This window comes from Deltaproteobacteria bacterium, from assembly GCA_035063765.1.
Taxonomy (GTDB): domain Bacteria; phylum Myxococcota_A; class UBA9160; order UBA9160; family PR03; genus CAADGG01.
In genome coordinates, this window is the sequence record JAPSFT010000006.1 from 102994 (window position 1) to 123863 (window position 20870).

Genomic DNA, 20870 nt, shown 5'->3' on the forward strand with positions numbered 1-20870 from the left:
CCCGAGGTGGTAGAGTCCGGCGAGCCCGGAGCCCCTCTTGCAGCTCGATCTCTTCCAGGGTGCGCATCTCCCGCTGGTCCGCGCGCGCGTCGCGCTCGAGGCGGGTGACATCCGCGGGGCGTGCGGTGCGCTGTCGGGCGCTTCGGACCGGGAATCGGCGCAGCTCTCTGCACGGCTGGCCCTGCTCGAGCAGCAGCTCCTGGGAAGGCCGGGCTCTGGCCCGCACCCGAGCCCGGAATCGAACGCGGACTCGAACTCGGGCTCGAACCCGAACTCGCCCTCGGCCGAGGAGGTCCACGCGGCCTTCGCGGCAGCTTCGGAGAGAGAGCTGACGCCGGCGCCACGACCGGGGCCGATCCCGCCCTCCGAATGGTTCCGCTTCTACGCGGGTCAGGTCGCGGAGGCGCTCGCGGCGGCGCCCGATCGGCGCTTCCGCGGGTGGTGCGGTCTGGACTGGGAGCTGGCGGCCGGGCGGACGCGCGCCGCGCTCGCGCGGGCGGAGGCGCTGGGCGACGCCGTGGAGCCCTGGACGCGGCTCGAGGCGGCGCGGGCCGCGCAGGCGGCCGGCGACGACCGGCGGGCCCGGGCCTGGATCCTGGCCGCCTGCCTGCGCTCGCGAGCGCCCCTCGATCCCCTCCCGCCGGCCCTCGCGGCGAGCGGCTGCCGGGCGCTGGACGCACCGGACGCTGCGCTCCCCCGGCTTCCGGCCCCGATCGAGGCGCTGTGGGTCGATGCCGAGGATCTCGGGCTTCCGGAGCCCGCGAGCGCCTGGATCCCCGCGCTCGGGGTCCTCGAAGGGGTGTTCCCGATCGCGGAGCTCTGCGCGCCCGAGGTCGTCACGGCGGCCGCCTTCGATGCCGGCGGCCCGGCCCCGGCTCGAGAGCCCGCCGCCCACGGCTTCCTGCGCGCGCTGGTCGCGGCCCGGGCCGCGCGCGCGCGCGAGCGGCCCGGCGGTTCGGGCTGCGGCGCGGCCGAGCTCGAGGCGCGGGGGCGCATGCGCCGCGCGGCGGGGGCTCTGCTCGAGCGCTACCTGGAGCAGCTCGGACTGGGGTTCCCGTGAACGCTGCGATCGGCGCCGTCCACGCGCCCGTCGTCGCCTGCCTCGCCGTCTCCAAGCGCTACGGCGAGCGCCTGGCGGTCGACGGCCTCGATCTCGGGGTGCCGCCCGGCACCTGCTTCGGGCTGCTCGGGCCGAACGGGGCCGGCAAGACGACGGCGCTGCGCATGATCTACGGCGTGACGCGGCCGACGGCGGGGCGCATCACGGCGTTCGGGCTCGACGTGGCGCGCGACACCCGGCGCGTCCGCGCGCGGCTCGGCGTGACGCTGCAGGAGAACGCGCTGGTGGAGGCGCTCGACGCGCGCGAGAACCTGCGCATCTTCGCGCGCTACCACCGGCTCCCGCACGCGGAGGCCGAACGCCGGATCGAGGAGCTGCTCGACTTCCTCGAGCTGCGCTCGCACGCGGGCCTGCCGGTGCGGGCGCTCTCGGGCGGGTTCCAGCGGCGGCTGGCGATCGCGCTCTCGCTCGTGAACCGCCCCGAGCTGCTGATCCTCGACGAGCCCACCACCGGCCTCGACCCCGCCGTGCGGCTGGCGCTCTGGGAGCGCGTGCGCGAGCTGCGCGCCCGCGGCACCACGATCCTGCTCACCACGCACTACATGGACGAGGCCGAGCGCCTGTGCGACCGGCTCGCGATCCTGGCGGCGGGCCGCGTGGTGGCGGAGGGCGCGCCCGCGGCGCTGATCCGCGAGCACCTGGCCGCGCAGGCCCTCGAGCTCGCCGTGGCACCCGCCGACGAGGCACGCGTGCTCGCCGGTCTCGACGGCGTGCGCCGGCTGCGCAGCGGCCGCCGCCTGGTGCTCTTCGCGGACGACGCCGCCGGGCTGCTGGTGACGCTGCGGGCGCGCCGCGCAGCGGGGGATCCTGCCGCCGTGGTCGTGCGGCCCGCCAACCTGGAGGACGTCTTCCTGGCCCTCACCGGTACCGGCCTGGAGGCCGCATGAGCCCTCGGGAGCTGCGGAGATGAGCGTCTCACGCTACGCGCTCGCGGTCTGGTGGCGGAACTTCTCGATGTACCGCCGCACCTGGAAGATGAACCTGCTGCCGAACTTCTTCGAGCCCCTCCTCTACCTGCTCTCGATCGGGATCGGCGTCGGCGCCTACGTGAGCCAGATGGGGGGCGTCTCCTACGTGGAGTTCCTGGCGCCCGGCCTGGTCGCGGTGGCGGCGATGAACGGCGCGAGCTTCGAGGTCACCTACAACGCCTTCGTGCGCATGAACTTCGAGAAGACCTACGCCGCGATGCTGACGACCCCGATCCAGCCCGACGACGTGCTGGCCGGCGAGGTGCTGTGGGCCGTGACGCGCGCCACGATCTACGGCGGCTGCTTCCTGATCGTGCTCGCGGCGCTCGGCCTGGCGCCGCTGCCAGCGGCGCTCTGGGCGTTGCCGATCCTGCCGCTCACGGGCCTGCTCTTCGCCGCGACCGGGATCGCCTTCTCGCTGCGCATCCCGACCATCGAGCCGCTCACCTTCTACTTCACGATCTTCCTGACGCCGCTCTTCCTGTTCTCGGACGTCTTCTTCCCGCTCCGCGAGCGGCTCTCGGGCGGCTGGCTGTGGGTGGCCGAGGCGCTGCCGCTGCTCCACCCGGTGCGCCTTGCGCGGCACGCCTTCCGCGGCGAGTGGTCCCCCGTGCTGCTCTGGGACCTCGCCTACGTGGTGGCGTTCTCGGCATTGCTGCTCGGGTTGGCCCTGCGCGTGACGCGGCGCCGCCTCGCGGCTTGAGGACGGCGCTGCCAGCCGGCCGCCGATCCGACGCACGCTCGACGAGCCCTGCTCAGCGCCTGCGGCGGCTGCCGTAGTCCTCGAAGGGGTCGTCGCGCTCGCGCACGGCCTGGCGGAAGCCCGCCTCCTGGGCGCGCCGCACGAAGTCGAGGCCCTCCTGGGTGTGGCGGGCGACGCCGTCGAAGAGCGTGCCGAGGGTCCGGCTCGCGGCGAAGCCCATGTTCTCCACGGTCTGGTTGCAGAGGAGCTTCATCATCACGAGCTGGCTCGCCGGGAGCCGCGCCATGCGCTCGGCGAGCGCGGTGGCGTGGGCCTCGAGCCGCTCGGGTGCGACGGTCTCGAGGATCAGGCCGATCTCGGCGGCCTTGCGCGCGGGGATCTCGTCCCCCGTCAGGAGGTAGCGCTTGGCCTGCTCGAGGCCCATCCGGTAGACCCACATCGCGGTCGTCGGCGTGCCCCAGACGCGGGCCGGCGGATAGCCGAAGACGGCGTCGTCGGCGGCCACGATCAGGTCGGCGCACAGCACCAGGTCGGTCCCGCCGCCGATGCACCAGCCCTGGACCGCGGCCAGGACCGGCTTCTTCGCGTACCAGAGCTTCAGGTAGGTGTCGACGAAGCGGCCCATCATGCGCAGGTCGGCGACCGAGTCCCAGACGCGCCGCCCGGACGCTGCCGCCCGCTCCGCCTGCGTGTAGGTGGTCTGCGAGGCCTCCGCCGCGGTGGACCAGTCGAGGCCGTAGCCCGCGCAGAAGGCCGGGCCCTCCGCGCGCAGGAGGACGACCCGCACGTCGCGGTCGTCGTCGGCCGCGTCGATCGCAGCGGCCAGCTCGTCGCGCAGCGCCGGGGTGATCGTGTTGTACTCGGCGGCGCGGCACAGCACGAGGTGGCGGACGCCGTTGCGGGTCTCCGCACGCAGGGTCGTCAAGAGGTCCCCTCCTGGGCCAGCCGCGGCGGCTGCGCCACGTCGAGCTTGTCCGCCACCACGCGCGCCAGGTGCTCGAGCAGCGCCGTGCGCCACGGACCGGTGTCAGCCGAGCCGGCGCGGATCCGCCGCACCAGCTCTTCGTTGCGGGCCGCGATCGCCTCGCGCAGCCCGGCGCGGGCGGCGGGCGGCTCGGCGTCGTCGCCGAGCAGCGCCGCGAGGCCGTCCCACTCGCGCGCCAGGTGGAGGTCCTCGGTCGCGAGCTCGCGGGCGACGATACGCACGACGTTCGCCGCCACCCGGGCGTGGAAGCGCGCCGGGCCGTCGAGGCCGGGCACCGCCGTCTCCTCGAGGAAGCGCTCGACGGCGGCGAGGAGCTCGCTGGCGCTCGGGCGGTCGTTCACGCCGCACCTCGCAGGAAGCGCAGCAGCTCGTCCTCGGCCTCGACCGTGCGCCGCCCGAGGGACGCCAGCTCGACCGAGCGCACGCGCCCGTCCAGGTACACGCGCGACTGCATCACGAAGACCAGCGCGAGCTTGAAGCTGCCGAAGGCCTCCCAGAAGCGCAGCGCCTCGAAGTCGACCCGGGTCCCGCTCGCGCGCTCGTAGGCCGCCACCACCTGCTCGCGCGTGCCGACGCCGCCGGCCGGCAGCGGCGCGCCGAAGCGCCAGGCGCGCGTGCACAGCCAGCCCAGGTCCTCGAGCGGGTCGCCCACGTGCACGAGCTCCCAGTCGAGGATCGCGCGCAGGCCGGCTTCGCCGACGACGACGTTGCCGACCCGGTAGTCGCCGTGCACGAGCGTCACGCGGGGTGGCGAGCCGGGCGCACCGGCGCTCGGCGGGTCGGGCGCGCGCTCGAGGAGCCAGCGCTCGGCGAGGTCGAGCACCGGGTGCGGCTCGACCACGAGCTCGCGCAGGCCGAGGGCGACGCGCTCCACCTCGACGCGCGCCGGCGAGCGGCCGGCCGGCGGGCGCGCGAGGCCGGCGAGGTCGGGCTGCTCGAGGTCGAGCGCGTGGATGCGCGCGAGCTGGGTCCCGAGCTCGCCGGGGAGCGCCTGGCGCGCTGCCGCGTAGCGCTCCTCGCGCAGGAGCCGGCGCGGCAGCGTCTCGCCCTCGACGCGCTCCATCAGGAAGAAGGGCGAGCCCAGGACGGAGGCGTCGTCGCAGGCCCAGTACACGCGCGGCACCGCGACGCCGCCGCGGGCCGCGGCGCGCAGCACGCGGAACTCGGTGCCCCGGTCGCCGCCGTCGCCGACGCGGCCGGGCGGGTCCTTGCGCAGGATCAGGGCCAGCGTCTCGACCCGGCCCGGCGCGCGCTCGATCGCGAGGTCCACCGACCAGATCTCGCGCGAGGCGCCGCCCGCGAGCCGGCGCAGGCCCTCGGCGCGGACGGCGCTCGCGGGCAGCCGCTCCTCGCCGGCGACGAAGGAGGCGAGGCGCTCGCGCATCTCGTCGGGCGTCACGGGCGGCCTCAGCGCAGCGCCTGCGGGTTGCGCGCCAGCTCCCGGGTCATGTTCTTGTGGTGTGCCTCGATCGTCCCGCCGCCGATCTCGATCAGCTTGGCGTCGCGCCACAGGCGCGAGACCACGTACTCGCCCATGTAGCCGTAGCCGCCGAGCACCTGGATCGCGGAGTCGGCGACGCGCTTGGCCATCTGCGAGGCAAAGAGCTTGGTGGCGTCGGCGTCGAGGCGCTGGCCCTTGGCCGCCAGGTCCATGCGGCGCGCCACGTCGTAGACGAAGGTGCGGGCGGCGCGCCACTCGGCGTAGCCCTCGGCGAGGTGGCGCTGGATCTGCCCGAACTCGCGGATCGCCTGGCCGAAGGCCTTGCGCTGGCCCGCGTAGTCGACCATCACGCGCAGGCAGCGCTGGGCGATGCCGAGCGACATCGCCGCCAGCGCGATCCGCTCGATCTCGAGGTTGCGCATCATGTGGAGCGTGCCCTCGCCCTCGGCGCCCATGCGGTTCGCGACCGGCACCGGCACCTCGTCGAAGACCAGCTCGGCGGTGAAGCTGGCCCGCATGCCGAGCTTGTCCTTCCACTTCTGGCCGAGCGAGAAGCCGGGCATGCCCTTCTCGACGAGGAACGAGCTGATCTGTCCGGGGGCCGTGGCGGCGTACACGACGAAGCAGTCGCCGAGGGTGTGCTCGTCGATGCCGCCGTTGGTGATGAAGGTCTTGCGGCCCGTCAGGCGGTAGACGTCGCCCTCGCGGCGCGCGCGGGTGCGCAGCGCCAGCACGTCGGTGCCGACTTCGGGCTCGGTCATGCACAGGCCGCCGATCCACTCGCCGCTGGCGGCACGCGGAAGGACGTGCTTCTTCTGCAGGTCGTTGCCGTTCACCGAGACGTTCTGGGCGAAGAGGATCGAGTGGGCGAGCACCGCCAGCGCGAAGCCGGGGTCCGCGGTGGAGAGCGCCTCGCAGACCTGCACCGCGGCGACGGCGTCGAGGCCGGCGCCGCCCTGCTCCTCGGGCAGGGTCACGCCGAGCAGGCCGAGCGCGCCGGCGCGCCGGAAGAGGGCGTGATGGAACTGCTCGTCGCGGTCGTGCGCAGCGGCCTGCGGCTCGACCTCACGCTCGACGAAGGTACGCAGCGTGTCGGCGAGCAGGGCGTGCTCGGGTGTCGGGGCGAAGAGATCGGGGGCGAGTCGGTCGGGGGGAGGCATCGGGGTCTCCGGAGGGCGACAACCTACCGGCTCGCCACGGCGCGCGCCGCCGCGGGCGGGTAGCATCGCGGGCGTGCAGCGCGACCTCGAGTGGGCGGGGTGGCTGGTGTCGCGGCGCGCGGCGGTGGACCGGGCGCTGGCGCTGGGCGCACAGGACCGCGGCGACGAGCCGCCGGCAGCGGGAAGCCCCGAGAGCGAAGCTCTGCGGCGCTTCCGCTCGTGGGCGGCGGCGTCGCTGCGGCGCGGCGCGAGCGACGCGGAGCCGGCGCTCGACGGCGTGCGCGTGGACCCGGAGCAGGCCCTGCGCGCGGTCGAGGACTGGTGCGACGCGGCCGTGGAGGTGGCGGGCGCGCACGGGGCGGAGCTGCGCGTGCTGCTCACGCCCCTCACGGCGCGCTTCGCGGCGGCGCTCACCGGAGCGCGGGTCGCGCGCCAGGCACGGCGCGCCCCGCGGCCGGCGCGGCGCGCGGTGGTGGGCGCCATCGACCGCATCGCCGACGCCTTCCTGGCCGTCGACCTGGCCGACGGCCTCGTGGTGGACGCCAACCCGGCTGCGGCCGCGCTGCTGCGCACGCCGCGCGAGCAGCTGCTCGGCGCCGCCGCGGAGCGCTTCGTCGCGCCCGACGACCGGGGCGCCTGGGTCGACGAGCTCGCCGAGCTCGTCGAGAGCGACGAGCCGCGCCGCTTCCGCGCCGTCTGGGTCGACGCCCTCGCCCACCCGATCGCCGTCGAAGCCCACGCCACCCGCCACCAGCCCACCCGCGACCGCCTCCTCGCTCTCATCCTCGCCCGCGTCCTCTGAGCGGGGACAGACCCGGCGATCCGGCGATTCGCAGGCCGCCCGAGCGAGGGGCGGCTAGCGAATCGCCGGATCGCCGGGTCTGTCCCCGAGTCGCCCGAGCCAGGTGGCGAGGCGGGACCAGGCTTCGCGGGCGATCGCGGGGCGGTAGAGGTCGGGGCGGGTGTCGTTCAGGAAGGCGTGGCCGGCGCCGGCGTAGAGCGAGACGACGTGGTCGGGGCCGGCCTTCGCGAGCTCGCGCTGGAGGGCGAGCACGTCCTCGACGGGGATGAAGCTGTCGTCGGCGCCGAAGAGCGCGAGCGTCGGGCAGCGCACCTGCGCGGCGGCCTCGAGCGGCGAGCGCGGCTTGCGGGCGGGGTCGAGCGGAGGCTCGCCGGGCGCCGGCGCGAGGAGCCCGTGCTCGTGCGAGAGCATCCCGTAGCAGGGCACGGCCGCGGCGAGCCCCGTGCACGCGGCTGCCGCGAGGATCGTGTACTGCCCGCCCATGCAGAAGCCCGTGATCCCGACCTCGCGGCCACGCGCGGCTCCGCCCGCCAGCGCGTCGATCGCCTCCTGCACCACCGCGAGCAGCTCGGGATCCGGAAGCCCGCGGATCCAGCGCCCCGGGTCGGCGCCCACCTCGCGCGACGGGAGCTTGCGATAGAGGTCCACCGCCAGCACCGCGAAACCGCCCGCTGCGAGCTTGCGCGCGAGGTGCCGCGTGTGCTCGGCGAGGCCCCAGACGTCGTGGATCATCACGACGCCGGGCGCCGGCTCCGGGCCGGGGCAGGCGAGGTAGCCGAGCTCCGTCTCCTCCGTCCGCACGGGCCGAGCATACCCGCGGCGGCCCCGCCGCGCGCGCCTATACTGCGCCGCCATGCCGTACCCGCGCGAGCTCCAGGTCGCCCTCGAAGCCGCCCGCGAGGCCGGCGCGATCCTGGAGCACTGGTACAACGTCGGCACCGGGCACTGGGAGAAGTCCCACGACAACCCGCTCACGATCGCCGACCTCGAGTCCGACCGCGCGATCGCCGCCCGCCTGCGCGCCGCCTTCCCCGGTGACGCCCTGCTCTCCGAGGAGACCGTCGACGACCCCGCCCGCCTGCGCCACGAGCGGGTCTGGATCGTGGACCCGATGGACGGCACCAAGGAGTTCACGAAGAAGATCCCCGAGTTCGGGGTCTCGATCGCGCTGGTCGAGGCGGGTGAGCCGGTCGTCGGCGTGATCCTGAACCCCGCCGCCGGCGTCGCGGTGTGGGCGAGCCGCGGCGAGGGCTGCTTCCGCGACGGCCGGCCCGTCTCGGTGTCGAAGGTCACGCGCCTCTCCGACGCCGTCGTGATCGCGAGCCGCACCGAGATCTCGCGCGACCAGTTCGCCCCCTACGAGGGCTGGTTCCGCGAGCTGCGCCCGGTCGGCTCGATCGCCTGGAAGCTCGCCTGCATCGCCTGCGGCGACGGCGACCTCAACGTCTCGGTGGCGCCGAAGAACGAGTGGGACGTCTGCGCCGGCGACGTGCTGGTGCGCGAGGCCGGCGGGGTCTATGCCGGCTTCGACGGCGCCCGGCGCGTCTACAACCAGGCGAAGACCCTGATCGAGACCGGCATGGCGGCCGGCCCGCCGGCGCTGGTCGAGGCCTTCAGCGCGCGCGAGCGTGCCCGCAGCGGGGGCTGAGCCGGGGCGCCGGCTTCACTCCGCCCGGCGCGGCCCGAAGCCGCTCCGGCGCAGCACCGCCTGCCCGCGCGCCGAGAGCACGGCATCGACGAACTCCTGCGCCGCCCCTGGCGTGCGCGCCGCCCGCAGCGGCGCGATCCAGTAGTCGACACCGTCCTGGGACGAGAAGCGCTGCGGCGCGAGCGCGAGCCCCGCGGCGACGAGCGGGGCCAGGGCCTCCGGACCCGCCGCGACGACGACGTCGGCCCGCTCGCCGCGCAGCGCCAGCGCCACGACCGTCGCCGGGTCCGCGAGGTAGAGCTCCGCGCGCGGCTCGTTGCCACACCAGTCGAAGGCGTCGATCGCGCGCAGGGCGCCCCCGATCGGCGCCGGCGCCAGCACCTGGAGCGGCACCCGCGTCTCGCCGGCCCCCGCCGCGAGCGGGAGCAACGCGGCCAGCAAGGCGAGCGCGCGGCGCGCGGGCCGCACCGCGCTCAGCTCCCGAGCCGCGCCCGCACCGCCTCCGCGACGACCCGCCCCTCGTGGGTGAGCAGCGAGCCGCGCACCACCTCGTCCTCGAGGTCGAGCGTGAGCGCGCCGTCCTTCACGAGCAGCGCCACCAGGTTCGCGAGGTTGCGCGCGTAGACGCGGCTGGCGTCGACCGCCGCGTCGGAGGGCAGGTTGGTCGGGCCCAGGATCGTGACGCCGTGGGCGACGACGGTCTCGTCCGCCCGCGTGAGGGCGCAGTTGCCGCCGCCTGCCGCCGCGAGATCGACGATCACGGCGCCCGGCTTCATGCCGGCCACCACCTCGGCCTCGATCAGCAGCGGCGCGCGCGCGCCGGGCACCTGGGCGGTCGTGATCACCGCGTCGGCCGCGCGCACGCGCTCGGAGAGGAGCGCGCGCTGCTTGGCCAGGAACTCGTCGCTCTGCGCCTTCGCGTAGCCGCCGGCGCCCTCGGCGCCGCTCGTGTCGAGCGGCAGCGCGAGGAAGCGCGCGCCCAGGCTCTCGACCTGCTCCTTCACGGCCGGCCGCGTGTCGTAGGCCTCCGTCACCGCGCCGAGCCTGCGGGCGGTGGCGATCGCCTGGAGTCCCGCGACACCGGCGCCGATCACGAGCAGTCGCGCCGCGGCGATCGTGCCGGCGGCGGTGGTCATCATGGGCAGCACCTTGCCGAGCGCGAGCGCCGCGAGCAGAACCGCCCGGTAGCCCGCCAGCGAGGCCTGCGAGGAGAGCGCGTCGATCGCCTGCGCGCGCGTGATGCGCGGCACGAGCTCCATCGCGAAGCTGGTGATGCCGCGCTCCGCGAGGCGCGCCGCGCGGGCGGGCTCGTCGAGCGGGCGCAGGAACGACACGAGCACGCTCCCGGGGCGCAGGAGCGCGAGCTCGGTGTCGTCGGGCGGCTGCACCTGCAGCACCAGGTCGGCCGCGCCGAGCAGGGCCGCGCGGTCGGCCACCACGCGCACGCCGGCGCGCTCGTAGGCCTCGTCCGGCGCCCCCGCACCGAGCCCGGCCCCCGCCTCGACGGCCAGCTCGAGCCCCGCCTTCGCGAGCTGCTTGGCCACTTCGGGCACGATCGCCACCCGGCGTTCGCCGGGCGCGGTCTCTCGGGGCGCAACGACCTTCATCCATCACTCCGGGGCGGGGGCGCGGCGCAGCATAGACGACCCGCACCGAGGACCGGAACCCCCCTCCTCAGGCGCAGAGCGCGTCGCTGCAGTCCCCGGCGAAGTGCTCCGGGACCTCGAGCTCCCCGCGCGCACCCCGCACCAGGACGGCCTCGGCCCCCTTCGAGCCCTCGCGGAACACCGTCACGCCCTTGAGGCCGCGCCGCCAGGCCGAGAGGTAGATCGCGCGCACGTCCTCGGGCGTCGCCCGCGCCGGCAGGTTCACCGTCTTCGAGACCGCGTTGTCGACGTGCTTCTGGAAGGCCTGCTGGACGTCGAGGTGCCGCTCGGGGGCGACGTCGTAGGCGCTCGGGAAGAGGCGCGCGACGGGCTCGGGGACGCCCGGCAGGTGGCGGGCGGAGCCCTCCGCCCGCACGCGCGCCACGAGCTCCTCGCTCCACGCCCCGGCCCGGCGCAGCGCGGCCTCGAAGCGCGGGTTCGTCTCCGGCAGCCGCGCGCCGTCGAGCACGTGGCGCACGAAGGCGAGCGCGAAGAAGGGCTCGATGCCGCCCGCGCAGCCGGCCAGGATCGAGATCGTCCCGGTCGGCGCGATCGAGGTGACGGTGGCATTGCGCAGGCGCAGGCCGCGCGCGGCCTGGCGCGAGCCCTCCCAGTTCGGGAAGGCGCCGCGCTCCTCGGCCAGCCGCGCCGAGGCGGTCTCGGCGCGCGCACGGATGCGCGCCATCAGCCGCTCGGCGAGCGCCGTGGCCTCGGGCGCGTCGTAGGGGATGCCGAGGTCCACGAGCAGGTCCGCGAAGCCCATCACGCCGAGCCCGATCTTGCGGTTGCCGCGCACGATCGCCGTGATCGCCGGGAACGGGTAGCGGCTGGCCTCGATCACGTCGTCGAGGAAACGCACGCCCAGGTCGACGGCGCGCTCGAGGCACTCCCAGTCGAGGCGGCCGTCGCGCACGAAGGCGTCGAGGCGCAGCGAGCCCAGGTTGCAGGCCTCGTTCGGGAGCAGCGGCAGCTCGCCGCAGGGATTGGTGGCCTCGAGCGGGCCGAGCTGCGGCGTCGGGTTCGCCCGGTTGACCGCGTCGATGAAGAGCAGGCCCGGGTCGCCGGTGGCCCAGGCGAAGCGCGCGATCTCGTCGAGCAGCCAGCGCGCGTCGAGGCTGCGCACGGGGCGGCCGTTGCGCGGGTTCACGAGCGCGAAGTCGCTGCCTGCCTCGACCGCGTGCCAGAACGAATCGGGCGTCGAGAGCGACACGTTGAAGTTGCTGAGCTGGCCACGCTCCGCCTTGGCGCGGATGAAGTCGACCACGTCGGGGTGGTCGACGCGCAGGACGCCCATGTTCGCGCCGCGCCGCCGCCCGCCCTGCTTGACGACGGCCGTGGCCGCGTCGAAGACGCCCATGAACGCGACCGGCCCCGAGGCGACGCCCGCGGTGCCCTGCACCACGTCGCCGGCCGGGCGCAGCGAGGAGAACGAGAAGCCGGTGCCGCCACCGGACTGGTGGATCATCGCCATCTGCTTGAGCGCGTCGAAGACGCTCTCGAGGCGGTCCTCGACGGGCAGGACGAAGCAGGCGGCGAGCTGCCCGAGCGGGGTGCCGGCGTTCATCAGGGTCGGTGAGTTGGGCAGGAACTCGCCGCGCGTGATCGCCGCGGAGAACTCCTCCTCGCGCCGTGCCACGTCGCCGCCCCACTCCTTCTCGACCGACGCCACCGCGCGCGCCACGCGCGTCACGAGCCCTTCCCAGTCCTCGCAGACGCGGCCGTCCTCGCGCCGCGCGAGGTAGCGCGCTTCGAGCACGCGCCGTGCGTTCGCCGACAGCTCCATGCTCCCAAAGCTAGCGGGAAGCCCATGCGCCTCCGAGGCGACGAGGTTGAACCCGGGGGGAGCACGGGTAGACTGCTCGCCTCCGGAGGAGCCCCCGTGTCCGAGCCCCGCGTGATCCGCAAGCCGATCGGCAACTTCCTCGAGGACTTCGTGCCGGGGCAGACCTTCCGGCACAAGGGCGGCAAGACCCTGACCGAGGGCCTCTTCAGCACCTTCACCGAGTTCACGATGACCACGAACCCGCTGGCCAAGAACGCGCGCTATGCGCGGACCTACGGCTTCGAGGGCCTCGTCTGCCCGCCCGGGCTCGTGATGCTGCTGGCCTTCAGCCAGACCGTCGAGGACGTTTCGGAGAACGCCCGCGCCAACCTCGAGTACATCGACATGCGCTTCGGCGCGCCCGTCTACGTGGGCGACACGATCGAGGTCGAGACCAAGGTGCTCGGCGTCTCCGCCTCGAAGTCGAACCCGCGGCTCGGGGTCGTGCACGTGCAGTCGGTGGCGCGCAAGAACCTGGGCGCGCGCGACGAGGCCGTCGTGCTGGCCTGGCAGCGCAAGGTGCAGGTCTGGAAGCGCGACGAGGCGGCCGAGCTGCACACGGGCAGCGCCGAGCCCGACGCGGTGGCGGTCGAGCTGTGGCTGCCGTCCTTCGACCCGGCGCGCGACTACAAGGCGCTGGCCCATCTCTCCAACGCCGACACCTACTTCGAGGACTTCACGCCCGGCACCCGCATCGAGCACTCGCGCGGCCGCACCATGACCAGCGAGCACATCCACCTGACGGCGGTGCTCGACAACACCAGCCAGGTGCACTGCAACCAGTTCATGATCGACCTCGACCCGAAGCAGTACGTGGGCGGCGAGCTGATCATCTTCGGCGGGATCCCCTTCGTGCTCTGCCTCGGGCTCTCGTGCCCGAACGTCGGCGACAACGCGCTCGGCGACCTCGTCTACGCGACCGGCCGCCACACCGCGCCGCTCTTCGCGGGCGACACCGTCTTCGCGGCCACCGAGATCCTCGCCAGGCGCGACCACCCGACGCGCGAGGACCTCGGCATCCTCGAGACGCGGCTCCTCGGCCACAAGTTCGTGCGGAGCAAGGACGGCGAGGAGGAGAGCGCCGAAGCCCCGCCGGGCTGGAAGAAGGTGCAGATCTTCGAGCTCGAGCGCGCGCTGGTCGTGAAGCGCCGCAGCCACTACGCGTGATCGACCTCCACTACTGGCCGACCCCGAACGGCTGGAAGATCTCGATCGCCCTCGAGGAGATGGGGCTTCCCTACCGGGTCGTGCCCGTGGACATCGGGCGCGGCGAGCAGTTCCGCCCCGACTTCCTGGCGATCAGCCCGAACGGCCGCATCCCGGCGATCGTCGACCACGCGCCGCCCGGTGGCGGCGCGCCGCTCCCGGTCTTCGAGTCGGGCGCGATCCTGCTCTACCTCGGCGAGAAGAGCGGGCGCTTCCTGCCGGCCGACCCGCGCGGGCGCGTCGCGGTGAGCGAGTGGCTGCTCTGGCAGGTGGGCGGCCTCGGCCCGATGCTCGGCCAGCACGGCCACTTCCGGCTCTACGCCGCCGACCGGATCCCCTACGCGATCGAGCGCTACCGCCGCGAGGCCGAGCGCCTCTACGGCGTGCTCGACCGGCGGCTCGCCGGCCACGAGCACGTGGCCGGCGCCTACTCGATCGCCGACATGGCGATCTGGCCCTGGATCGTGACCTGGAAGCAGCAGGGCATCGAGCTCGCACGCTTCCCGCACGTGCGGCGCTGGTACGACGCCCTGAAGCAACGCCCGGCCCTCCGCCGCGGCTACGACCTCGGCCGCGCCTGGCGCGGGCAAGCGAGCGAAGCGAGCGCGCAGCGAGCCGAAGGCGAGCGAAGTGCATGAGGACGCGAGCGAAGCGAGCGCGCAGCGAGCCGAAGGCGAGCAAATGTCGTAAGGACGCGAGCGAAGCGAGCTACGCGCCCGTCCTCAGCTCCTTCGGGCGCCGCTTGCGCAGGTAGCGGCGCGGGCGGCTGTAGAGCCGGGGCTCGGGGACCCTGGGCGCCTCGCGGTCGAGCGGACAGGGCGCGCCGGTGGCGCAGATCGCGTTGCCGTACCAGCGCCCGTCGACCTTCGCGGAGGCGAGCCCGAGTGCGCGCCCGCAGCGCACGCACGAGCCGCTCGCCGCGACCATCGCCAGCTCCTCGAACACGGCCGGATCCCCGGGATCCTCGAACACGGCGCCTCCCGCTGGTCGGCGCGGACGATGACGGACCGGCGGGCGCCTTTCAAGCAACGCGGTGCGGGTAGACTCCGCGCATGGCGAAGCGTTCCCGGTGCCGGCTCGCGCTCCTCTTCCTCCTGCTCCTCGCCCCGCCCGCCCGCGGCGCCGACGGCTGGCTCGTGATCGAGGCGCCGGGGCCGGGCGCACGCACCTCGCTCCCGCTCGTCGAGGTGCGCGGCCAGGCCGCCCCGGGCGGGGCCGCCGCCCACGACCTCGTGATCGCCCTCGACGTCTCCGACTCGGTGCTGCTGCCCTCGGGCTGGGACGTGGACGGCGACGGGCCCGGCGACCGCTCGGAGCCGTGGTGGGCGGAGGCCTACGGCCGCGATCCGGTGCTCGCCCGGCGCGCCCGCGAGACCGACCTCGACGACAGCGTCCTGATGGCCGAGATCACCGCCGCCCGCGCCCTGCTCGACCGCCTCGACCTCACGCGCGATCGCGCCGCGCTGGTCGCGTTCTCCGATGCCGCGAGCGTGCTCGCCCCGCTCGGCAGCTCGCGCGCGGCGCTCGACGCCGCGCTCGCGGCCCTGCCCCGCGAGCTCACGCGCTGGGGCCGGGGCACCAACTTCGGCGACGCGATCGCCGTCGCCCAGCAGGCGCTCGGCGACGACCCCGACGCGCTCGCGCGCGGTGAGGACGGCGCCCGGGCGGGGCGGCGGCGCGCGATCCTGTTCCTCTCCGACGGCGAGCCCACGATGCCGGCCGGCCGCGACATGCCCCGCCAGCACGCGCTCTGGTCGGCGGGCGCCGCGGCCGCCGCCGGCATCCGCATCTACTCCTTCGCGCTCGGCGACGGATCCGGCGCGGGAGGCCTCCCGGAGGACCAGGCCGGCCTCGACACCTTCGCGGAGCTGGCGGCGCGCACCGGCGGCCGCTTCGAGCGCCTCGCGCGTGCCGGCGACGCGATCGCCCGCCTGCCCGAGACCGACCTCGTCGGGCTCGCCTCGCTGCACGTCGTGAACGCGACCACGGGCCGTCCGGCCCGCGCCCTGCGCCGCTTCCCGGACGGCCGCTTCGACGGCTTCGTCGAGCTCGCGCCCGGCCCGAACCGGCTGCAGGTCGAGGCCGAGGCCAGCGACGGCGCCCGCGCCAGCGCCGAGCGCGACGTGCAGCGCACGGCAGGGCCTGCCGACGCGGCCGCCACCCCCGCGCTCCTCGAGGAGCTGCGCCGCCGCACGCGTGAGGTCGAGCTGCGCGCCGAGATGGAGCGCACGCGGCGGGTGCGCTCCTCGCGCGAGCTCGAGATCCGGGTCGAGGACCCGCCTCAGGTCTTGCCGTAGTAGTACGGCGTCATCTGGTTGTGGATCGCCCCCGCCTTGACCAGGGCGTCGATCACCGGCGCCTCGATGAGCGCGCGGCGGCCGATCTCCTCGGCCTCGAAGCGCAGCGAGCTCACGCGCTCGAAGACGGGCCGCGTCCGCTCGGCGTCCTCGCCGGCCTCGAGCATCTCCTCGAGGTGCTGGGCGGTGTTCGCGACCAGGCGCATCGTCTCGAGCAGCTCGTAGTAGGTCGTGCGCTGGGCGATGTTGTGCGACATCGGGCTCTTGCGCACCGCCTCCCGGGCCTGCTTCACGGCGGCCGTGAGGTCCTGCGCGAGCTTGGTGACGCGCGCCTGGTCCCAGCGCACCGGCTCGCCGGCCGGCCGTGCCTGCGCATGGGCCGTGCCGGCGCCCAGCGCCAGCACCACGGCAGCGACGGCGATCCCCCTCCAGAAGTACGGCTGGACCATGGCTCGAGTCCTCCCCCTGAGAGCCGTCCCGCCGGACGGCGAGCGCGCGCAGCGTATCACCGATCGCGATCCCGGAGCGGGAAAAACCGCCGTGCGGCTCAGCGGATCGGCACGTCGAAGGCCCGGTCCGGGTAGGGCTCGGGCTGGTAGCTGAAGTGCCACCACTCCTGGGCGAGGGGCCGGAAGCCGCGCCGCTGCATGGCGTCACGCAGGCGACGCCGGTTCTCGCGTGCCTCGGCCGGGACGCCCGTCGAGTCGGCGTGGGAGCGCTCGTCGAAGAAGTCGAAGGGGGTGCCCATGTCGAGCGGGGTCGCCCCACCCCAGGAATCGAGCGCGACGAGCGTCAGATCCACGGTGGCCCCGCGGCTGTGCGCGGACGTCGCCGCGATGTAGCCCCGGGTCACCAGCTCGCCCTTCGGGACGCGCGGGTAGTAGGCCTCCTTGGTGTGCTCGCCGGGCTCGGCCGCCCAGCGCACGAAGCGGTCGACGGCGCGCTTCGGGCGGTAGCAGTCGAAGACCTGGAGCCCCATCCCGACCGCGCGCAGGTCGGCCTGCACCGCCACGAGCGCCCGCGCGGCCGGCTCGACGAGCAGGCAGCGGGGCGCCTCGTAGCCGGGGATCGGTGCGCCCACGAAGTTGTCGGCGCCGGCGTAGCGGATGTCCTCGAGGATCGTGTCGTCGAGGTCCGCGACCGCGACGAGCGGAGGGCCGGGCGGCGGCTCGGGCTCGCGCGGGCCACCGCCTCCGCAGCCGGGGAGCGAGCCCAGGGCCCAGAGCGCGAACGCGATCGCGAGCGCCCGACCCGACGCTGCCCCCTTGCGGCGTGTCACTGCGAGGCCTCCCACCCGCGCGGCAGTGTCGGCGAAGTGCGGCCGGCCCGCCAGCCGGCCCGGGCCATCCGCGTCGCCCTACACCAGCCGCTTCACCGCCTCCGGCATCTGCGTGGCGACGCGCACGATCGGGATGCCGGTCTGCACGTTCTGGTGCATCTCGTGGAAGGCGCGCGGCAGGTCCTCGAAGGCGTAGATCTCCTTGTGCACGGTGGGCTTGAAGACGCGGCCGTAGAGCTCGGTCGCGGCCCAGCAGCCGTCCACGGTCTCGTAGTGGGTGTGGTCGATCGTGACCTGCTTCACGCTCATCAGGGTCGAGTTGTACTCGACGACCTGCGAGAGCTGCCAGCCGGCCGAGACGTTGACGCCCTCGCGGGCCGCCACCGCGAGGCCGGCCGCGAAGACGGGGCCGCGCAGCATGTCGGCGACGATGTGCATCTGCTCGCCACCGGTGAGCTTCTTGCACGCCTCGGTGAAGGCCCGGACGTCGCCCTTGCCGGCGAAGCGGTGGAACTGCTTCTGGTCGATGCCGACGATGCCGAGCTTCTGGAGCGCGTCGCGCCGCTCGGGCGTGCCCGAGCAGAAGAAGGCGTTGTGGCCCTCGCTCCGGGCGAGCATCAGGAAGCACTCGCCGACGCCGCCGCCGAAGGAGAGCACGTTCAGCACGGCCTTCCGCTCGCGCGACACCTTGAGCCGGTAGATCCCGAGCGCGCGCCGCCACATGTGGTAGGCGGTCGGCGCGCGCAGCGGGAGCGCGGCGATCTCCCACAGGTTCAGCCCGCAGTCGAGCGGCGCCGGCACGAGCTGCCACTCGCCGACCACCGCCTCCTCGCCGTACCAGCCGATCGACTCGGGCTGGTCGTAGGCCCAGATCCGCAGCGGGTAGCCGTAGACGTCGGGCTCGCCGTTGCAGTGCGTGACGACGATGTCGCCCGGGGCGAACTTCGTGACGTTCGCGCCGACCGCCACCACCTCGCCCACCGCCGAGTTGCCCGGGTAGATCTTGCCGCCGCGCAGCTCGGTGATGTTCACCGTGTCGGCGAGCGCGGCGTGGTTGATGTTGTGCTCGCCCGAGACGGCGAGGATGCGCAGGTGCACGTCGCCGGGCCCCATCGGGCGCAGCGCGGTCTCTTCGAGCTTCACGACGCGCGCGATGTCGAAGTCCTCGAGCCGGCCGCCGACGCGCTCGCGCTCGGCGGCGATCGAGGGGGCGCTGATCGAGTAGGCACGCGGCATCGGGGGGCCTCCGGAGGGCGGGAAACGGGAGCGCGCATGCTAGCCGACGGGACCCCCGCGCGCCTTGCTGCGCGTCGGGAAAGCGGATACCGTGCGCGGCCTTAGATCGCTGGAAGGATCCCCCCTCGATGCGCTTCTACGAGTACGAGTCGAAGGCGCTGTTCCGGCGCCACGGGATGCCGCTCCCGAAGAGCGGGCTCGCCCGCGAGGCCGCCGACGCGCGCCGGATCGCCTCCGAGATCGGCGGCCCGGTGGTGCTGAAGAGCCAGGTGCTCTCGGGCGGGCGCATGAAGGCCGGCGCCGTCCGCTTCGCCGAGACGCCCGACCAGGCGGCCGCCCACTACGAGGCGATCGTGCCGATCGTGGTGAACGGCCAGCGCTGCCGCGCCGTGCTGGTCGAGGAGAAGAAGGGGATCGCGCAGGAGTACTTCGCCGCGATCACCTGGGACGGCCGCCGCAAGTGCCCGGTGCTGGTCTTCAGCGACATGGGCGGGATCGACGTCGAGGAGGTGGCCGAGAAGCACCCCGAGCACGTCTCGAAGACGCACTTCTCCTCGCTCTTCCCGATCACGCCGCGCATCGCGAAGGAGGCGATCGGCGCCACCGGCGTCACGGGCGACGCGCTCAACCGCCTCACCCCGATCGTCTTCGAGCTGATGCGCGTCTTCCTGGCCTACGACCTCACGCTCGCCGAGATCAACCCGCTGGCGCGGCTCGAGGACGGGCGCTTCGTCGTCCTCGACGGGCACATCGACATGGAGGCCGAGGCGCGCGGCAAGCACAAGCCGCTCCTCGCGGAGCTCGCCATCGCGCCCGAGGAGACGCGCCAGGCGCGCGAGGCGACGCCCTTCGAGATCCGCGGCGCCGAGATCAACGCGCAGGACCACCGCGGCGTGGCCGGCAACGTGGTCGGCTTCGACGGCGACCTCGGGCTCGTGATCGGCGCCGGCGGCGGCTCGCTGACCCTCTTCGACGCGGTCCGCAAGCACGGGGGCCGCCCGGCCAACTACTGCGAGATCGGCGGCAACCCGTCGGTGAACAAGGCCAAGGAGCTCACCAAGCTGATCCTCTCGAAGCCGGGCGTGCGCAAGATCGCGGTGATGATGAACGTGGTCTCCAACACCCGCGTGGACATCGTGGCGCGCGGGGTGATCAAGGGCTGCATCGAGGCCGGCAAGAAGCCCTCGGAGGTGATCGCGATCTTCCGCATCCCGGGCGCGTGGGAGGGCGAGGGCTTCAAGATCCTGCGGAAGTACGGCGTCGACTACTGCGACCGCTCGGTCTCGATGTACGAGGCGGCCGGCAAGGCCGTCGCGAAGATGAGGGCGTGATGCGCACCTTCCCCGGCCGTACAGAACGCCGAAGGCGAGCAAGGTCCACCGGATCCGCGCTCGCGAAGACGGGGGCCTGAGCCATGTCGATCCTGGTCGGCAGGGACACGACCTTCCTGGTGCAGGGCATCACCGGCCGCGAGGCGGTGAACCTGACCCGCGAGTGCCTCGACTACGGCTCCCAGGTGGTCGCCGGCGTCACGCCGGGGCGCGCGGGCCGCGACGTCTACGGCGTGCCGGTCTACGACTCGGTCCGCGACGCGGTCGCCAAGCACGGGCCGGTGCACGGCTCGGTGATCTCGGTGCCGCCCGGCTTCGTGCGCGACGCCGCCTTCGAGGCGATCGAGAACGGCGTGAAGCTGATCGTGATCGTCACCGAGAACATCCCGCGCCAGGAGGTGGCGCAGATGGTGGAGCTGGCCGGCCTGCGCGGCGCGCGCATCATCGGCCCGAACTGCCTGGGCCTGATCACGCCGGGCGAGTGCAAGATGGGCGGGATCGGAGGCCCGGCCGCGAACACGCGCCAGGCCTACACGCGGGGGCCGATCGGGATCATGTCGCGCTCGGGCGGCATGACCACCGAGATCGCGAGCACGCTCACCGCCGCCGGGCTCGGCCAGAGCACGGCGGTGTCGATCGGAGGCGACGCGATCATCGGCACCACCTACGCCGAGCTGATGCCGCTCTTCGAGGCCGACCCGGAGACGCGCGCGATCGCGATCTACTCGGAGCCGGGCGGCCGCATGGAGGCGGAGCTGGCCGAGTGGGTCACCGCCAACCGCAGCCGGCTCCCGGTGGTGGCGTTCATGGCGGGCCGCTTCATGGACGAGATGCAGGGCATGCGCTTCGGCCACGCCGGCACCATCGTCGAGGGCAAGGAGGACACCACGGCGGCCAAGATCGAGCGCATGGAGAAGGCGGGCATCTCGGTGGCGGAGCGCATCGAGGAGATCCCGAAGCTGCTCCAGAAGCGCCTCGGGGAGGGCGCCTGATGGCCGGCCTGTTCATCGACGTCCAGGTCGACGCGAGCGTCGCCAAGGACCCTGCCCTCACGAAGAAGCTGGTCGAGGTGTGCCCGGTCAACATCTTCGCCGCGAACGACGACGGCAGCGTGCGGATCGTCGAGGCGAACCTCGACGAGTGCACGCTCTGCGACCTGTGCGTGCGCGCCGCCCCCCCCGGAACCGTCCGCATCCTCAAGCTCTACGAGTGAGCCCGAAGGAGGC

The 20870-nt window shown here is 74.2% G+C and carries 23 protein-coding genes; 11 read left to right on the forward strand and 12 right to left on the reverse strand.

Annotation, left to right across the window (positions count from 1 at the left end; all coding sequences use genetic code 11):
* Nucleotides 1-37: 37 nt before the first annotated feature.
* Genes OZ948_05690 through OZ948_05700 form a run of 3 tightly spaced genes read left to right on the forward strand, consistent with a single transcriptional unit; the run spans nt 38 to nt 2791 of the window.
* Nucleotides 38-1060: a hypothetical protein gene (locus OZ948_05690; GenBank protein ID MEB2344213.1), complete on the forward strand. Its 1023-nt coding sequence runs from the start codon at nt 38-40 to the stop codon at nt 1058-1060.
* The gene (locus OZ948_05695) at nt 1057-2007 is read left to right on the forward strand and encodes an ABC transporter ATP-binding protein (protein MEB2344214.1); all 951 of its coding nucleotides are present in this window, start codon (nt 1057-1059) and stop codon (nt 2005-2007) included. Before OZ948_05690 ends, OZ948_05695 begins: the two co-directional genes overlap by 4 nt.
* A 19-nt stretch (nt 2008-2026) precedes the next feature.
* The gene (locus OZ948_05700) at nt 2027-2791 is read left to right on the forward strand and encodes an ABC transporter permease (protein MEB2344215.1); all 765 of its coding nucleotides are present in this window, start codon (nt 2027-2029) and stop codon (nt 2789-2791) included.
* Nucleotides 2792-2843: 52 nt separating this feature from the next.
* Here the strand turns inward: OZ948_05700 and OZ948_05705 are convergent, their stop codons facing one another.
* From OZ948_05705 to OZ948_05720, 4 genes are read right to left on the reverse strand one after another with little or no spacing between them, the layout of a single operon-like run.
* Nucleotides 2844-3716: a crotonase/enoyl-CoA hydratase family protein gene (locus tag OZ948_05705; protein ID MEB2344216.1), complete on the reverse strand. Its 873-nt coding sequence runs from the start codon at nt 3714-3716 to the stop codon at nt 2844-2846.
* Nucleotides 3713-4117 (reverse strand): DUF6285 domain-containing protein, encoded by a 405-nt coding sequence (locus tag OZ948_05710; protein MEB2344217.1) that lies wholly within the window; start codon nt 4115-4117, stop codon nt 3713-3715. The genes OZ948_05705 and OZ948_05710 overlap by 4 nt, the downstream gene beginning before the upstream one ends.
* The gene (locus OZ948_05715; GenBank protein ID MEB2344218.1) at nt 4114-5175 is read right to left on the reverse strand and encodes a phosphotransferase family protein; all 1062 of its coding nucleotides are present in this window, start codon (nt 5173-5175) and stop codon (nt 4114-4116) included. Before OZ948_05715 ends, OZ948_05710 begins: the two co-directional genes overlap by 4 nt.
* Nucleotides 5176-5183: 8 nt before the next feature.
* Nucleotides 5184-6377: an acyl-CoA dehydrogenase family protein gene (locus tag OZ948_05720; GenBank protein ID MEB2344219.1), complete on the reverse strand. Its 1194-nt coding sequence runs from the start codon at nt 6375-6377 to the stop codon at nt 5184-5186.
* A gap of 73 nt (nt 6378-6450) precedes the next feature.
* Here OZ948_05720 and OZ948_05725 point away from each other — a divergent pair, with 73 nt between their 5' ends.
* The gene (locus OZ948_05725) at nt 6451-7179 is read left to right on the forward strand and encodes a PAS domain-containing protein (GenBank protein MEB2344220.1); all 729 of its coding nucleotides are present in this window, start codon (nt 6451-6453) and stop codon (nt 7177-7179) included.
* Between the two features lie 54 nt (nt 7180-7233).
* Here OZ948_05725 and OZ948_05730 read toward each other — a convergent pair whose 3' ends face one another.
* On the reverse strand, nt 7234-7980 hold the full coding sequence (locus OZ948_05730; protein MEB2344221.1) for a dienelactone hydrolase family protein: 747 nt from the start codon (nt 7978-7980) through the stop codon (nt 7234-7236).
* A gap of 52 nt (nt 7981-8032) precedes the next feature.
* Between OZ948_05730 and OZ948_05735 the strand changes: the two genes are divergently transcribed.
* Nucleotides 8033-8827 (forward strand): 3'(2'),5'-bisphosphate nucleotidase CysQ, encoded by a 795-nt coding sequence (locus OZ948_05735; GenBank protein ID MEB2344222.1) that lies wholly within the window; start codon nt 8033-8035, stop codon nt 8825-8827.
* 15 nt (nt 8828-8842) lie between these two features.
* Here OZ948_05735 and OZ948_05740 read toward each other — a convergent pair whose 3' ends face one another.
* The 3 genes from OZ948_05740 to OZ948_05750 form a co-directional block, all read right to left on the reverse strand.
* Nucleotides 8843-9295, reverse strand: a complete 453-nt coding sequence (locus tag OZ948_05740) for a hypothetical protein (protein ID MEB2344223.1) — start codon at nt 9293-9295, stop codon at nt 8843-8845.
* A 5-nt stretch (nt 9296-9300) separates the two neighbouring features.
* Nucleotides 9301-10434: a Re/Si-specific NAD(P)(+) transhydrogenase subunit alpha gene (locus OZ948_05745; protein MEB2344224.1), complete on the reverse strand. Its 1134-nt coding sequence runs from the start codon at nt 10432-10434 to the stop codon at nt 9301-9303.
* Nucleotides 10435-10501: 67 nt separating this feature from the next.
* A complete protein-coding gene (locus OZ948_05750; GenBank protein ID MEB2344225.1) occupies nt 10502-12256 on the reverse strand; it encodes an adenosylcobalamin-dependent ribonucleoside-diphosphate reductase in 1755 nt (584 codons plus the stop codon).
* Between the two features lie 96 nt (nt 12257-12352).
* Between OZ948_05750 and OZ948_05755 the strand changes: the two genes are divergently transcribed.
* Together OZ948_05755 and OZ948_05760 are read left to right on the forward strand one after the other, a co-directional pair.
* Nucleotides 12353-13462 (forward strand): MaoC family dehydratase, encoded by a 1110-nt coding sequence (locus tag OZ948_05755; GenBank protein MEB2344226.1) that lies wholly within the window; start codon nt 12353-12355, stop codon nt 13460-13462.
* Nucleotides 13459-14139: a glutathione S-transferase N-terminal domain-containing protein gene (locus OZ948_05760; GenBank protein MEB2344227.1), complete on the forward strand. Its 681-nt coding sequence runs from the start codon at nt 13459-13461 to the stop codon at nt 14137-14139. Before OZ948_05755 ends, OZ948_05760 begins: the two co-directional genes overlap by 4 nt.
* 70 nt (nt 14140-14209) lie before the next feature.
* Here the strand turns inward: OZ948_05760 and OZ948_05765 are convergent, their stop codons facing one another.
* Nucleotides 14210-14473 (reverse strand): hypothetical protein, encoded by a 264-nt coding sequence (locus tag OZ948_05765; GenBank protein ID MEB2344228.1) that lies wholly within the window; start codon nt 14471-14473, stop codon nt 14210-14212.
* An 80-nt stretch (nt 14474-14553) separates the two neighbouring features.
* Between OZ948_05765 and OZ948_05770 the strand changes: the two genes are divergently transcribed.
* Nucleotides 14554-15798, forward strand: a complete 1245-nt coding sequence (locus OZ948_05770; protein ID MEB2344229.1) for a VWA domain-containing protein — start codon at nt 14554-14556, stop codon at nt 15796-15798.
* On the opposite strand, the gene OZ948_05775 is transcribed toward OZ948_05770, so the two are convergent.
* From OZ948_05775 to OZ948_05785, 3 genes are all read right to left on the reverse strand, one after another.
* Complete coding sequence (locus OZ948_05775; GenBank protein ID MEB2344230.1) at nt 15783-16247, reverse strand: hypothetical protein; 465 nt, start codon at nt 16245-16247, stop codon at nt 15783-15785. The two genes, OZ948_05770 and OZ948_05775, sit on opposite strands and share 16 nt — an antisense overlap.
* A 98-nt stretch (nt 16248-16345) precedes the next feature.
* Nucleotides 16346-17077, reverse strand: a complete 732-nt coding sequence (locus OZ948_05780) for a M15 family metallopeptidase (protein MEB2344231.1) — start codon at nt 17075-17077, stop codon at nt 16346-16348.
* Nucleotides 17078-17155: 78 nt separating this feature from the next.
* Nucleotides 17156-18313 carry a zinc-binding alcohol dehydrogenase family protein gene (locus OZ948_05785; GenBank protein MEB2344232.1) on the reverse strand — a complete coding sequence of 386 codons (1158 nt, stop codon included), beginning with the start codon at nt 18311-18313 and terminating at the stop codon, nt 17156-17158.
* Nucleotides 18314-18441: 128 nt separating this feature from the next.
* On the opposite strand from OZ948_05785, the gene OZ948_05790 reads away from it, so the two are divergent.
* From OZ948_05790 to OZ948_05800, 3 genes are all read left to right on the forward strand, one after another.
* On the forward strand, nt 18442-19644 hold the full coding sequence (locus tag OZ948_05790) for an acetate--CoA ligase family protein (protein ID MEB2344233.1): 1203 nt from the start codon (nt 18442-18444) through the stop codon (nt 19642-19644).
* Between the two features lie 83 nt (nt 19645-19727).
* On the forward strand, nt 19728-20636 hold the full coding sequence (locus OZ948_05795; GenBank protein MEB2344234.1) for a CoA-binding protein: 909 nt from the start codon (nt 19728-19730) through the stop codon (nt 20634-20636).
* On the forward strand, nt 20636-20857 hold the full coding sequence (locus OZ948_05800; GenBank protein ID MEB2344235.1) for a hypothetical protein: 222 nt from the start codon (nt 20636-20638) through the stop codon (nt 20855-20857). The genes OZ948_05795 and OZ948_05800 overlap by 1 nt, the downstream gene beginning before the upstream one ends.
* Nucleotides 20858-20870: the final 13 nt, after the last annotated feature.

Excerpts from the sequence above, each read along its gene's own strand:
- OZ948_05745 (MEB2344224.1), bottom strand. The coding sequence starts at position 10,434 with ATGAAGGTCGTTGCGCCCCGAGAGACCGCGCCCGGCGAACGCCGGGTG.
- OZ948_05775 (MEB2344230.1), bottom strand. The coding sequence starts at position 16,247 with ATGGTCCAGCCGTACTTCTGGAGGGGGATCGCCGTCGCTGCCGTGGTG.
- OZ948_05785 (MEB2344232.1), bottom strand. The coding sequence starts at position 18,313 with ATGCCGCGTGCCTACTCGATCAGCGCCCCCTCGATCGCCGCCGAGCGC.
- OZ948_05770 (MEB2344229.1), top strand. The coding sequence starts at position 14,554 with ATGGCGAAGCGTTCCCGGTGCCGGCTCGCGCTCCTCTTCCTCCTGCTC.
- OZ948_05800 (MEB2344235.1), top strand. The coding sequence starts at position 20,636 with ATGGCCGGCCTGTTCATCGACGTCCAGGTCGACGCGAGCGTCGCCAAG.
- OZ948_05700 (MEB2344215.1), top strand. The coding sequence starts at position 2,027 with ATGAGCGTCTCACGCTACGCGCTCGCGGTCTGGTGGCGGAACTTCTCG.
- OZ948_05720 (MEB2344219.1), bottom strand. The coding sequence starts at position 6,377 with ATGCCTCCCCCCGACCGACTCGCCCCCGATCTCTTCGCCCCGACACCC.
- OZ948_05750 (MEB2344225.1), bottom strand. The coding sequence starts at position 12,256 with ATGGAGCTGTCGGCGAACGCACGGCGCGTGCTCGAAGCGCGCTACCTC.
- OZ948_05790 (MEB2344233.1), top strand. The coding sequence starts at position 18,442 with ATGCGCTTCTACGAGTACGAGTCGAAGGCGCTGTTCCGGCGCCACGGG.
- OZ948_05735 (MEB2344222.1), top strand. The coding sequence starts at position 8,033 with ATGCCGTACCCGCGCGAGCTCCAGGTCGCCCTCGAAGCCGCCCGCGAG.
- OZ948_05795 (MEB2344234.1), top strand. The coding sequence starts at position 19,728 with ATGTCGATCCTGGTCGGCAGGGACACGACCTTCCTGGTGCAGGGCATC.